Genomic DNA, 14,439 nt, shown 5'->3' with positions numbered 1-14,439 from the left:
CTCCCCTGCTCCCTACCTCTTCTCACGATCCCAGCTTAAAGGCTTCGAGAAACAGGCTGTAAGTGAAACCAACTTTGAGGAGATTTAGTGAGTCTACCAAGAGCGATCGCTTGCCGAAAAAGCTCTGACTGTAAAATATCCTACTAATAACTTCCGTCAACACTACAAAAAAACCAGTTACCACAATATCTAATTCTGCCCGTTGACCGGCTGTAGTGGAAACTGCGTTTCCCAGAAAAAAACCGAACAAAAAACTAATTATCAGCAACGATAGCCGCCGCCAAGGATTTAAAAACCATTGACCCAAGCGTGTAACAATGGCATCAAACAAGTTATTGAGACGGGTATTTTGCATCACAATGACTTTTGAGTAAAAGTCAAGATATCTTGAAATATCTCTATATTAAGTAAGGAAGATATTAGTTTTAGTCTAAGCTTATTTGTTAATATTATATATGTATGCTGGATCTCCAGCATTAATCCAAATTTGCACATCCGATCGTCTTTCAGAAAGTACAGTCCCTTCAAAGGGTACTTATTCTAACGCAAGATGAAATATATATCTTAGATTTATCTAAGGTTTGGCAAAGAACGTCTTGTTGAAACCGTTAGCGGTTTCAGTAAATTCTTATTTTTTATACAAATGAATTGCTGGCGCGGTATCTAATTCTCTTATTTTTATCCAAGCCTACGGTCAATACATAAAACAAAGGGTGTCTGTAACCCTTGTATATCAAACATCAAGGGAATTATTTTCTCCGAATATTTTCCGATAAAAATGATATTTATAATACATTAGTATCCCTAATTTGAGAAAAGTCTATATTAGGATACTTTCTATGATTGGCTTTTGTGATAATAGGCTAGTATTTGGTCAAGCCTAAACAAAATATTTATTTCTAATAACTATCAATATGAAATATTCAGTGTATCGTAACGTCGGTATTACAGCTTCTTGCTTGGGACTGCTTGTTGCGTTGGTAGGATACTTCGGAGTGAGTATATCTTTTGAGTCCAAAAACCCAGATACATCTTCACAACTGCCAACAGAAACTCAAGGGTGGGAGACAACTTCCTCTACACCTATTTCATCTGAAAAAGGTATTTCCGCTAATCTATCTACTCCAAGCAATCAAGGAGAACATAGTATTAGAGATAATACTTATCCTGTCTTGGCAGAGCGTGATAAATCAGCAAGCATTGCCAAGGGCGAAGGGACTTTACGGATGAGCAATCAAACAAATCAGCCTGTGCGGTTGGCTCTACTGGCACGACAGTCAGTAGCAAAAGGCTCTAGTACTAAACAGACTCACTATGATATACCGGCACATTGGGATTTTGCTCCCCAAGAAGGTAGTGAGAAGGGACTGGTTTTATCCCTACCTCAGAATAATTTAAAACTGGAGAAGGGAGATATTTTAGTTGCTTTTGCACAAGATGGTTCCCGTCGCTACTGGGGCCCCTACGTTGTCGGTGAAACTCAATTACCTAAATGGAATTCCCAAAATAGGGAATGGCAACTAGTGCTGAGTCCATAGTTAGTAGCGCTAATAGCACCCTCGATCGTTCGGTCAAACTTTTATTTTGACATTGTAGGCAGTGTCTACCCTACAGTTGGTAGAGTACTGAGTAGAGGAAAATTATTAAATTAAAAACTCCGAAGAACAAAACATAGATTACCAACGACTATTGAGTAGTGATTGTTGACTATTGACTAATGAGCATGAATTTGAGTGTTAAGCACACTGTTGATCGGTGGTTCAACAAGATAGCAAAGAATCCAGCCCTGAGCGTAACTGTATCCATTTTGTGGTTAATGGTGATTGGCTGGATAGCTTTTGGGTGGAATTTGGGCAACACTGGCTTGATTGATGAGACAGAGCCGCTATTTGCCGAAGCTTCCCGCCAGATGTTCGTTACAGGTGATTGGATAACCCCATTTTTCAATGGTGACACTCGTTTCGATAAACCTGCTTTAATTTACTGGTGTCAAGCGATCGCGTATCACATAATTGGGGTGAATGAGTGGGCAGTACGCCTTCCTTCTGCGATCGCAGCATTCGGCTTAATTTGTTTAGCTTTTTACACCATACAGTGGTATTTAGCTAAACAAGACGAATTAGAGCAAGTTTCACGTCCTACTCGTCGCTACTTAACATCTTTTACAGCAGCAGCGCTCATGGCACTCAATCCCGAAACTATTATTTGGGCAAGAACGGGTGTTTCTGATATGTTGCTTACCGGATGTATGGCATCAGCTTTGTTATGTTTCTTTCTAGGGTATGCAGGGGAGGAAGGGAGCAGGGAGCAGGGGGAAATAACCAATTCCCAATTCCCAAATAAGTGGTACTTAGCTTGTTATGTGCTAATTGCCGGAGCAATTTTGACTAAAGGCCCAGTGGGAATTGTCTTACCGGGGATAATTGTTGGTGCATTTTTGCTTTACGTGGGAAGGTTTCGAGAGGTATTGCGAGAAATGCGCCTCCTGGTGGGTATGCTGATAATTTTGGGTTTGTCAGTGCCCTGGTATGCTTTAGTAATTTGGCGCAATGGCTGGAATTACATTAACTCCTTTTTTGGTTATCACAACCTGGAACGCTTTACAGAAGTAGTTAATGGTCACTCAGCACCTTGGTATTTTTATTTTATAGTGGTGCTGTTGGGTTTTGCACCATGCTCAGTGTATATACCAATAGCAGTAATCAGGCTTAAGTTTTGGCAGCGATCGCATTGGCGATCTCTTGAACGTTTTCAGCAGTTTGGTTTATTCGCCTGGTTCTGGTTTGCTAGCATCTTTGGCTTTTTCTGCATTGCTGTTACCAAACTCCCTAGTTACGTATTGCCTTTAATGCCAGCAGCAGCCATCCTAGTAGCCTTGTTGTGGAGCGACTTTTTCCAGGATACAGAGGATAGACAAACAATTCCTATTTCCTCCTTTCCTACTTTTCTCCGAGTGAGTGGTTGGTTGAATGTAGTGTTTTTATCAGTTCTGTCAACAGCACTGTTTAACATAACCCACATCTTAGGTACCGATCCAGCTATCAGTAACTTCCATGAACTAATTCAAAAATCTGGTTTACCAGTAATAGCCGGCGTAATGTGGTTGGTTTCTGCCATTTTAGTTGCGGGTTTTTTACTGAGTCGTCAATGGAAGCACATTATCAGTATTAATTTAATCGGGTTTGTGGCGTTTGTAATTTTTGTTTTAACGCCTGCTTCGTTTTTTATCGATCGAGAACGTCAATTACCTTTAAGAGAATTATCTGCGGTTATTCTAGAAGCAAAACAACCAAATGAAGAATTGATCATGCTTGGCTTCAAAAAGCCTAGTGTGGTATTTTATAGCCACATTCATGTAAATTATTTAGGATTTCCTGAAGAAGCTATAGAGCATATTAAAAACCAGGCTGCCAAAGGTTTAAAACCTCCATCGGTGCTGCTATTGGCTGAACAGAAAAAGTTTTTACAAATGGACTTACAGCCAGATGATTACAAGAGTTTATCGACAAAGGGTGCTTATAACTTAGTTCGAGTTCCTTTTAAGAAAAAGAAAAATGAAAAAATAGATATATCTTAAGTTGTCATTTGTCATTTGTCATTTGTCATTTGTAAATAACCAATGACCAGTGACCAATGACTAATGACCAATTAACATTTACCATTGTAACCGTTGACAGCTAAGGCTTGATTGATCTGGTTTAAGAGGTCTTCCATTGATATGGAACGCGGTAAGATTCGGGTAGCGATCGCACCAACAACAGTCTCTATAGATTCCAAACCATTCTTCTTCTGCTTGTCAATTTTGTTATAAGCTACCCCAGCCGGAAAAGTGGTTTCTGAGAGATTTAATCGCTGATTTAGTACTACAATCGGTGGTAATTTGTCTGGCGAATCTCCCAGTGTTTTCAAGGCTTTTAGCACATCTTTGTGGATAGCGGATTCTCCTAAACAAATTAGCAGTAAGTCAACGCTTTGGTGGCGAATTTGTTGTAACACTTCTGCCCAACAAGGACTCATCGCCGCTTTGAAGCCTGCTGTTTGTAGGTACTGAATTAAAGCTTGGAACCACTCAGAGCCTCGTTCAGCAGTTTCACTACTAATTGAGCAATTGTTTTCTATTTGATAACCCTTAGTTTGCTTGCGTCTTACCTGTGGAAAATCACGCAACATTGTCAAATCCACTACCAAGATGTTAGGAGGGCAGCAAATACCAGAAGCAATTTGCAGTACTGACAATAAGGCATCTGTCTTCTCAATACGACTGCTGTTGTCTTTGCTAAATGGTGTTAAGTAAGGAAATACAGATAACCCTGGTATTTTAGAAGCAATAAGAGTCGTTGCAACATCGCAAGTAACCAGTGGTATAGCCGCCAAACGTGGATGCTGAATTAGTTGTTGTAGATAAATTTGGGCGATGGTACTTTCGACATCTAGCAAAATGACATCAAACTGCCATACCCGTGCTAAAAGTTCTGCCTGATCTAGATCGTCTACTTCAATCACCCGATGTTCTCGAAGTGAAGAGTGGGGATTTACTGATTCCAACTGGGGATTCACCAATCGGAGAATTCGCAGTGGGGTTTTAGGTTGAATAATCGCACTATTGTCTAACTCTTGCTGCGGAACTGCTTGTGCAGTACATAATTTTTCTAGAACTGGTGCTAAAACTTGATGCTCTACTGGCAAACTTAAGAAACCATCGGCTCGGTTAGCAAATGCTTGATCTTTTTCGGCTCCCGTCGCAGTCACAATTACAGATATATGACGGGTTGCGGTGTCGGATTTTAGTAAAGTTAGCACATCCCAGCCTGATAGGAGGGGTAATAACGGATTCAAAAATATTGCTATTGGTTGCAAGCGTCGGGCTTTTTCAACTGCTTCTGTCCCCGATCGCGCAATTACTACCCGATATCCTAAACCCTTGAGTTTGTCGGTCAAGTCTTCAATATATCGGGCTACTGCCTCGACTACCAAGACCAAGCGTTGCGAACTCGCGGGATGATGCTGTGTGTGTGTAGACTTACCGATCTGCTGACGAGTTGCTGCGGGGTTTTCCCGTGTCTGTTGGTGTCGCGTCTCCTCTTCTTCTCTAATTCCCATATCTGGCTCAGAAAAGCCTGTTTTCGGAGGAGTAGGCGGCAGAAGTAGGGTAAAGTGGCTACCTTTACCTTCACGAGATAAGAAGCTGACATCTCCTCCGTGGAGGCGAGCCAATGCCCGAGTTAATACCAGTCCCAAACCAGTGCCTTCAAATTGGCGGGTAAGGGGATTTTCCAGTTGTTGAAATTTTTGAAAAATTAAGTGTTGCTGGTGTTCAGGAATGCCAATACCTGTATCCCAAATTGTAAAGGCAATCCATCCTTCCCAACGACTCACTCGCAGCCCGATTTCGCCGGATATTTCGGTAAATTTAAAGGCATTGGAAAGTAAGTGGACTAGCATCTGGCGTAAGCGCAACTCATCTGCCACCATCTGATCTAAGCCTAGTTCAATAGAAAGGCAGAATTGGGGAGCAGATGAGCGGGCATTTTCTTGAGTTTGGGATGTCGTTTTGGTAGTTTGAGTGTGGATGGCTTTTGCTTCTGATAGAGCGCGATCGCACACAGCCTGAATTTTCACCGGAGTTAGCGTCAAATCCATCTGTCCCGTTTCCATCCGGGTCAAATCTAAAATGTCATTAACCACACTCATCAGGTGGCGGCCACTTTGATGAATCAGCCCCGCATAACGGGCTTGACGCTCGTTGAGTTCTCCCAACTGTTGATCTACAAGCAAACGCGATAATCCTAAAACGGCAGTTAGGGGAGTTTTGAGTTCATGACTAATACAAGCTAAAAACTCGTCCTTCAGCCGATTTAGTTGAATTAAATCGGCATTTTTTGCAGCTAATTCTTTGCAAAGCTGCTGCTGTTCAGTCACATCAGTAGCTAAAACTAACCACAAATCATTGCTGAGTAGAATCTCTGACTCAGCACTTATGACTTTAAACTCAGGACTATCTAATGGAATTTTGGCAAATTGCCAGATTCGCTCCTGACCATTTTGCACTTGGACAACGCAAGTACAAGTACCTACTTGACTATCCAAATAGCAGCGACTGTATACAGCATCTGGTGATGCTTCTTGCTGAGTCAGTTCTTGTTCAGCACCACAATCATTCTCCCTGCCGTTGGGATGAACCTTGATTGCTCGTTGGGTGGCATATTCTGATTTTTCGGAGGGCTTAGGAACAAGTATTGCCTCCACCTGTTGCCTAACTCCTTCTGGATCTTTCAAGGTTCCTAATTGCTGCCACCAAGCGGGATTCCTGGCTAACACCTCGCCAGTAGCAGTTTGCAACATCAAAGGCCAAGGTAGTCTTTCTAGTAATAGTATCAGTGGCTGGTGTCCTAATGACTTGGGTTTATTTGACTCCTGGCGCAACCTCTGGATGCCTGAACTTTGTAACCCAGCCATGCGTTCCTTAGCCAGCGATCGCAATAGGCGCGAACTATCCAGCAACCCTAAATATCGACCATCAGAGTCAATCAGCGCCCAATCTAAGTTATGGTGTTTTTCGCCTTGTGGACAATACAAGTGCAAGCTTAATTGCTCTACACGTTCAGAAGCTGATATTGTCTGTATTGGCTCAATTAGACCTTGACCCCAGATAGAGAGAGATTGCTGTAAATTTAGATTTTTATTGTCACTATGTGCTAATAATTTTTGGATTAAACGGGCAGAATACAGCAATCCTATAGGGCATTGCTGCTGATTCAGTACTACCAAGCGATCGCACTGCTCTTGCTCAAAAATCTCCAGCACCACTGCCAAAGAAGATGTTTGGAGGCAGCTAGGTACGGTTGCCTGAAAGTCATAAAGCGGGTAATCTAGCATTAACATAGGGCTTTGGGGGTCATTCTTCCTGTGGAAAGCTCCGGCATCTCCATCTGCCAATTGTTGATGGTCTTTTCGCCTAAAGCCATATCCTCTAAGAAGACTCATATAAGCAACTCTGGTTATTTCAACGCTATTGAATAAAACAACGGGATTTCCCCTCACGGACACTTGCTTGCAGACGAGTGCATTTTTCCAAGAGGCGACGTTTCTGATTTCTTGCAACCAGCCTCCCAGTTTCTTACTGGTATTTAAACTCCTCATCGATAGCGACGGCTACAACAATTATGGCCCCAAAGATTCGCTTTAGAACCTTGAGGAATTATAATGATTTAGAATGCGACAATCCTTTAAGTTCGTTTAAGTATCTTATCAAGGAGCAAAATCAAAAAATCTATCTACTTGTATAAATAAATATGCAAATAATAAATTAGCTACTGGATCTTGTTATGGCGACATAAATAGGATATAGGACTAATATTTTATTTTTGAAATCTTAGGTAGGGGAGGTAGTCGCGTGGGCGGGAAACCCCTGACTTGAGCGAACTGGCGTTGCGTTAGCAAGGAGAGGACGATACCATCCCAAGCTGATGGTGCGTGACAACGTTCCGTCTAACACACCCTACAAATACTTATATTTTTTCAAAAATCAAATATGATTCCTATAGTTAATTCATCATCAAAGACCTACTAAGTCCTACCACTCATCTGCGGTACTAGGTTGTTGAGTAGCTAGCATAAGCAGGCATAAATAACTATCCAGTTGAAAAAAGTTTAGTGCATAAGCAATACACTTCCTGCCTCCTGCCCTCTTAGACTATCTACTAACACAGAGCTTTATTTGGGCGTAGAATCACTAGTTTACTGCACATGAAGTTATTCCCCTAGGTTAGCCAAACTTCTTAGCCCACGTTTCTTTGTCAGGGCATCAAGGAGATAGATTATTAAAGAGTAAATGTTATTACCGATATTGATTCTGCAACCTGATATTAACAAATGTTTAGAAAATCTAGTTGGCTTGGCCAATCAAAGGATTTTTAGTGTGTGGGTGTGGAAATTTATTGACGCAATTATTGCCCAATTTTGCTACTTACCTGTTGCTGCAACTACCACTGGGGAAATCAAATATTTACCAAATTGGCCGCAAAAAAATCTAAGTAGCGCCTACACTGGCCAATACGTCTATGTATTTGCCAGTCAGATACAAAAAAGCCAACAGCATTTCCAGGAGATGACTCCACCACAAAGGCAAGGATTATTAAGACAACTTAAATCAGATTACACCCTAATCCTTATAAACTATTTTACTACAGACAAAACATTAAAAGAAAAAATTGATAAATTTATCAATACTATATTTTATGCTAATATTCCTGTGCCCCAAATCATTGAAATTCACATGGAAATAATTGAAGAATTTTCTATCCAGCTAAGAATAGAAGGAAGAAGCAATGAAACCTTACTTGATTATCGCCTGACGTTGATAGATATCTTGGCTCACCTGTGCGAAGTCTATAGAAGTTCGAGTTCTAGATAACTTGAAATTATCGATATTAAATTGGGAATAAACTAACGTTGTTAGTTATTATTAACGTGCGAACAGATCCTGTATTTCTATCTGTATAACTAGCCTTTAAATATATGATTAAAGCCAAAAAAACCTACGTTCTCAAGCTTTACGTAGCAGGGAACACCCCTAATTCTGTTCGGGCATTAAAAACACTCAAAGATATTTTAGAACAGGAGTTTGAAGGTGTTTATGCTTTAAAAGTGATCGATGTACTAAAAAGCCCCCAACTGGCGGAAGAAGATAAAATATTGGCAACGCCAACATTATCTAAAATTTTACCTCCACCCGTTCGCAAAATTATCGGGGATCTTTCAGATCGAGAAAGAGTATTAATTGGATTAGATTTGCTCTATGAAGAACTGAGTGAAGGAGATTTTGAAGAGTAAAATAATTAATGAATGTGGCAAGAGAGCATTTATAAAGGAAATTTTAACTGTGTAGAGAATCCAATGTGTTGCTCTAATCAAGATAGTTTGAACGCTATTCATCTGGATGGGTTCCGTAAAAAATATTTATTTTGGCGATCTTTTAGTTCAGATTGTTACCTAACACACCCTACTTGCTTAAAATTTGGTTTATAAATATCCTAAAAAAATTGAGTCCAAACTTACTTTAGTAATAAAACAAACAGTTTTTAATACCCTTTTATTATCAAGCAATGAGTCAAAACGAGCAAATAGAACCAAATAAAACACCTAAAAATGGAGGTGTAGAAAAAATTCGCACGATGATCGAAGGATTTGACGATATTAGTCATGGTGGTTTACCAATTGGTAGAACTACTTTGGTTAGTGGTACTTCCGGTACAGGTAAAACTTTATTATCTCTTCAGTTTCTCTATAACGGGATCACTTACTTTGATGAAGCCGGAGTATTTGTCACCTTTGAAGAATCACCCAGTGATATTATTAAAAATGCCCATGTTTTTGGTTGGAACTTGCCACGCCTAATTGAAGAAGGCAAGTTATTTATTCTTGATGCATCTCCCGATCCAGAAGGTCAAGATATTGTTGGAAATTTTGACCTTTCTGCACTTATTGAACGCCTGCAATATGCCATTCGCAAATACAAAGCTAAACGAGTTTCAATCGACTCAATGACAGCTGTATTTCAGCAGTACGAAGCGATGGGAGTAGTGAGACGCGAGATTTTTCGCTTGGTAGCACGGCTCAAAATACTGAATGTCACTACTGTAATTACCACTGAACGGGGTGAAGAATATGGCCCTGTTGCCTCTTTCGGTGTGGAAGAATTTGTTTCTGATAATGTAGTAATTGTTCGCAACGTTTTAGAAGGAGAACGTCGCCGTCGCACAGTTGAAATTCTCAAGTTGCGCGGTACAACCCACATGAAAGGCGAATATCCCTTCACTATTACTAATGAAGGAGTTAACATCTTTCCATTAGGGGCAATGCGTTTAACTCAACGCTCTTCTAATACCAGGGTATCTTCTGGTGTCGAAACCTTAGATGAGATGTGCGGTGGTGGTTTCTTTAAAGATTCCATTATCTTAGCAACTGGAGCCACAGGTACTGGCAAAACCTTGTTAGTTAGTAAGTTTATTCAAAATGGTTGTCTCAATGGAGAGCAGGCCATATTATTTGCTTACGAAGAATCACGCGCCCAACTATCTCGGAATGCTTCCTCTTGGGGAATTGATTTTGAAGAATTAGAAGATCGGGGTTTACTCAAAATTATTTGTACCTATCCTGAATCAACTGGTTTAGAAGACCACTTACAAATTATTAAATCAGAAATTGCTGTCTTCAAACCAGCTCGCATCGCCATTGATTCCTTATCAGCATTAGCAAGAGGAGTAAGCAATAATGCATTTAGGCAGTTTGTAATTGGCGTGACGGGTTATGCTAAACAAGAAGAAATTACTGGTTTCTTTACTAACACAACTGACCAATTTCTGGGAGCGCATTCGATTACTGACTCTCATATCTCCACGATCACCGATACAATTTTGATGTTACAGTACGTAGAAATTCGTGGAGAAATGTCGCGGGCAATTAACGTATTTAAAATGCGTGGGTCTTGGCACGATAAGGGCATTCGTGAGTATAATATCACTGCTGACGGGCCCGAAATTAAAGATTCTTTCCGAAACTACGAACGGATTATCAGCGGTGCTCCTACTCGCGTTAGTATCGATGAAAAGGCGGAACTTTCTCGCATTGTCAGACGTTTTGAAGACAAACAGAGTTCCGAACCCTAAATTTAGTATCGTAGTATATTCTTTCCTAAATTTAGTATCGTGCTATATTCTGTGGTGAAGAAAGGTTTTCTGCCGCTAGATTGATTTTCGTGTGAGGGATGCGGTGAAAGGACAGCAATTATTCTATAGCTTCTTGCCTGGTGTGACGGCAGCGGTCTTAACAACTCAGCCTGCTTGGGCTGGTACTGTAAAACTAACTGGGGTAAAGGTGGCTTCTTCTCCTAGTGTTTTGACTTCTACTTATGGTCAAAACTCGGTTGTAGACATGATGAATACCCAACTGCCAAATAGTGCAAATGTTAGTGTTCCAACCCTAGTACCCAGTTTTGGTTTCACTAAACTTAGTATGAAGCCTTTAAGTAATAACAGTATTCCAGCATTTACGGCTGGAAATACTGTTGTGCCAATAAAACAAGTACTTAAGAAAGATCGAGGTAGATTTTTAAGTTTGACACCTACCTCTAATCCTTCCCAACAGCTAGATGTTAGCCGTTCTGCTCAAAATAACCAAAAACAGAGTTACTCAAGTGCTGATGGGCAGAAATCAGAGAGCATAGTAGTTCCCAACTACACTTCAAAACTCTCTTCTATCCAAAAAGAAATTTTGCCCCTGTCTTCTGTACAGCAGCCAGTGGTTCAAAAGATAAATACTGTTACTGAGTTGCAAACATTTTTACAAGCTTCAGCTACAGGTGGAGAATCAGCGAAACTGTTGTCAGGGCAAAGATGCCAACAGGAGTCAGGGAAAAGTAAGACTGATTTCTTAGCGGCTTTGCGACTGGCTTCAAGCACCTGTTTACAACAAAATGCTGTTGGCCGCATTGCTCAAAGCAATACCCCGATTCCCACAGATTCTACCCCTACTATTGTACCAGGAACCGTAACTCCTGCGCCTGGGAATTCAGTGCTACCTGCCACTGTACCAGGAACCGTAACTCCTGCGTCTGGGAATTCAGTGCTACCTGCCACCGTGCCAGGAATCGTAACTCCTGCACCTGGGGGTTCAGTGCTACCTGCCACTGTACCAGGAACCGTAACTCCTGCACCTGGGGGTTCAGTACAAGTTCCCAATAACCTGATTCCTAACTCAAATCCCTTGCTATTTCCCACCAAAGCCGAGGAAGTGACATTTCAGGGAAATCAGCCGATTACTTTGGCACAGGCTCTAGAGCTAGCACGGCGTAACAACCACGATCTACAGGTGTCGATATTGCAGCTAGAACGCAGTCGTGCTGCTGTCCGCGAGGCACAAGCTGCTTTACTTCCCACTCTTGGGGTTAGTGCTGATATCACTCGCGGTCAATCTGCTTCGAGTCAACTTCAGGACGAATTATCCAGACAGCAAGGTTTCCCGTCTAACACAGGCTCACCTAGTACAGGTTTCAACGGTCAAGCACAACTGACATATAACCTTTATACTTCAGGGAATCGGGAAGCTACCATCAGACAAGCTGAGGAACAGGAGCGCTCTGATGAACTGGCTGTAGAAACTCAATACGAGACAATCCGGCTGAATGTTGCCACTGACTACTACAATCTGCAACAAGCAGACGAACAAGTGCGGATTAGCCAATCGGCTGTACAGAACTCTGCGGCTAGTTTGCGTGATGCGGAATCTTTAGAGCGAGCTGGGGTTGGTACGCGGTTCGATGTGTTGCGATCGCAGGTGACTTTAGCAAATTCTCAACAAAACCTGACTAATGCTATCTCCCAGCAGCAAATTGCCCGTCGTCAATTGGCTACTCGGATCAGTTTGCCGCAGTCAGTGAATATCAGCGCCGCCGACCCTGTACAATTAGCTGGTCTTTGGAACCAGACCCTAGAACAAACTATTGTGCTGGCTTTTCAAAACCGTTCGGAATTGCAACAGCAATTGGCACAACGTAATATTGGCGAACAACAGCGACGGCAAGCACTTTCAGCACTAGGGCCGCAAGTTAGTTTGGTAGCTAGCTATAGCCTACTAGATCAGTTTAATGATAGTGTCAGCGTGACTGATGGTTATTCAGTAGGAGTTAGGGCAAGCCTAAATTTGTATGATGGGGGAGCAGCAAGAGCAAGGGCATCTCAGGCAAAAGCTAATATAGCGATCGCAGAAACTCAATTTGCCGAACAGCGCAACCAAATTCGCTTTCAGGTAGAACAAGCCTATTCTAATCAGCAATCTAGTTTGGAAAATGTTCAAACCTCTAATACCGCTTTAGAACAAGCTAGAGAAGCTCTACGTTTAGCCCGTCTGCGATTCCAAGCTGGTGTAGGCACTCAAACTGATGTGATTAACTCTGAAAACGACCTCACACAAGCTGAAGGTAATCGAGTCACAGCAATTTTGGGTTACAACCGCGCCTTAGCTCAATTACAACGATCTGTTTCCCTCAGAGGATTACGCTAATTAGCCGAAACTCAACCGCGTCAAGACTTTTGGTTGCTGTTGGGTTTCATAATGCACTTCGCATCTGTTCTCAAGGCATCACAAGGGACTTCTAAATAGAAAAATAACCAATCGCTGCGTAAGCAGGGGGTACAGGGAGTAAGAAAAATATAATCTGAATAAATTGGATAGTTTATTTTCTGCAAGTCCCCAAAGTCAAGTAGCGTTTCTAATAAAAAGCTTCCATAAACCTCATATTTTCAGTGTATTTGCTGAAAATATGAGGCTTTTTAGTCAGAAAAGCAATTTAGAAGTCTTTTTGCAAATCGCTCGTGGATAATAACTCACCTCGACCTTGATGAGGAAAGACTAAGGTTTTTCTGAAGATGTGGTTTATCTAAAGTATTACTACTTTTGTATCTGAAAACGAAAAAAGCGGATGAGAGGATTACACCAACAAAATGTAGATTAGCAACTACGAACCCAAATCTCACCGTAGCCGTCTTTCGCAAGGTCTATCACATCTTCAGGAAAACGCTTTAGAAACTCATCTGGAGGCAACCATTCTTGAAATACAAATGAATGCATTTCAGCAGGTACAACATTAATCAGTATCTTTCCCAGATTGGATAGATAATCTATACAAGCACCAGTGGTATTAATTTCGCGTTCTGTTATGTGGTATTCAAATGACACTAAAGGAATAGGTTGTGTCAACCCTTTTAAGACTTCAAGCTCCCACCCTTCAACATCAATTTTGCAGTAATCTGGTGTTCCAAATTCATCAATTGCGCGATCGAGAGTTGTAATAGAAACTTGAATACTGTTTTGGACAGTACCTATCCAATCCTCATAAAAACTTGCGATTCCACTTCGTTCGCGAGTGTACAATCTTGCTTCTCCAGGTTCTGCACCAACAGCCTTCTGAACGGCATGAAACTTACTGCCATAATAACTGCATCGAGCTTTCAGTTCTCTCATACATTCAGGCTGTGGTTCAAATGCCACAACTCTTGCGCCTGATATAAGAAAAGCCTCTGCTTTGTCACCGATGTTTGCACCAATATCGAAGCAGAGACTATCAGGATTTAATAGCTTCGAGTAGAAAGAAATTTCTCGTTGAAAATAACTTGAGTAATCTTTTAACCGATCTTGATTTAATAACCGATATAGACTCCTAATTGGTCTATATAGACCAGTTGATATGGAAAAATTCTTTCCAATAGATTTCATTACACTAAGTTGCATGTTGTATTCACCTCAACCAGCAGTTTTAGATTCAATAATTATAAAGTGGATGCCATGAATTAAGTAGCTGGGCGGGAAAATTTATAACTATGTAACGAAAAGTTAATTAGAACGATTAAAGTCAAATTTGACACGTTTTGTACTGTAGTTTCC

At 41.2% G+C, this 14,439-nt stretch carries 9 protein-coding genes; 6 read left to right on the top strand and 3 right to left on the bottom strand.

Annotated features, from left to right (window positions below):
• Window positions 1-22 precede the first annotated feature (22 nt).
• Window positions 23-355, bottom strand: a complete 333-nt coding sequence (locus V7K42_RS01595) for a DUF565 domain-containing protein (protein ID WP_334912906.1) — start codon at window positions 353-355, stop codon at window positions 23-25.
• Window positions 356-914: 559 nt separating this feature from the next.
• Between V7K42_RS01595 and V7K42_RS01590 the strand changes: the two genes are divergently transcribed.
• A complete protein-coding gene (locus V7K42_RS01590; protein WP_334912904.1) occupies window positions 915-1,538 on the top strand; it encodes a hypothetical protein in 624 nt (207 codons plus the stop codon).
• 179 nt (window positions 1,539-1,717) lie between these two features.
• Window positions 1,718-3,577 (top strand): ArnT family glycosyltransferase, encoded by a 1,860-nt coding sequence (locus tag V7K42_RS01585; RefSeq protein ID WP_334912902.1) that lies wholly within the window; start codon window positions 1,718-1,720, stop codon window positions 3,575-3,577.
• A 71-nt stretch (window positions 3,578-3,648) separates the two neighbouring features.
• On the opposite strand, the gene V7K42_RS01580 is transcribed toward V7K42_RS01585, so the two are convergent.
• Complete coding sequence (locus V7K42_RS01580) at window positions 3,649-6,882, bottom strand: ATP-binding protein (RefSeq protein WP_334913027.1); 3,234 nt, start codon at window positions 6,880-6,882, stop codon at window positions 3,649-3,651.
• 949 nt (window positions 6,883-7,831) lie between these two features.
• On the opposite strand from V7K42_RS01580, the gene V7K42_RS01575 reads away from it, so the two are divergent.
• The 4 genes from V7K42_RS01575 (at window position 7,832) to V7K42_RS01560 (ending at window position 13,059) form a co-directional block, all read left to right on the top strand.
• Window positions 7,832-8,413: a KaiA family protein gene (locus V7K42_RS01575; protein ID WP_334912900.1), complete on the top strand. Its 582-nt coding sequence runs from the start codon at window positions 7,832-7,834 to the stop codon at window positions 8,411-8,413.
• Between the two features lie 104 nt (window positions 8,414-8,517).
• Window positions 8,518-8,832: a circadian clock protein KaiB gene (gene kaiB / locus V7K42_RS01570; protein ID WP_094328522.1), complete on the top strand. Its 315-nt coding sequence runs from the start codon at window positions 8,518-8,520 to the stop codon at window positions 8,830-8,832.
• A gap of 272 nt (window positions 8,833-9,104) precedes the next feature.
• The gene (gene kaiC, locus V7K42_RS01565) at window positions 9,105-10,667 is read left to right on the top strand and encodes a circadian clock protein KaiC (RefSeq protein ID WP_334912898.1); all 1,563 of its coding nucleotides are present in this window, start codon (window positions 9,105-9,107) and stop codon (window positions 10,665-10,667) included.
• A gap of 103 nt (window positions 10,668-10,770) precedes the next feature.
• On the top strand, window positions 10,771-13,059 hold the full coding sequence (locus V7K42_RS01560) for a TolC family protein (RefSeq protein ID WP_334912896.1): 2,289 nt from the start codon (window positions 10,771-10,773) through the stop codon (window positions 13,057-13,059).
• A 447-nt stretch (window positions 13,060-13,506) separates the two neighbouring features.
• On the opposite strand, the gene V7K42_RS01555 is transcribed toward V7K42_RS01560, so the two are convergent.
• The gene (locus tag V7K42_RS01555) at window positions 13,507-14,271 is read right to left on the bottom strand and encodes an FkbM family methyltransferase (protein ID WP_334912894.1); all 765 of its coding nucleotides are present in this window, start codon (window positions 14,269-14,271) and stop codon (window positions 13,507-13,509) included.
• Window positions 14,272-14,439: the final 168 nt, after the last annotated feature.

The sequence above is a fragment of the Nostoc sp. genome, assembly GCF_036917455.1.
Lineage (GTDB): Bacteria > Cyanobacteriota > Cyanobacteriia > Cyanobacteriales > Nostocaceae > Nostoc.
The sequence above is the reverse complement of the archived record's forward strand: the minus strand, read 5'-3'. Positions and strand labels throughout refer to the sequence as shown.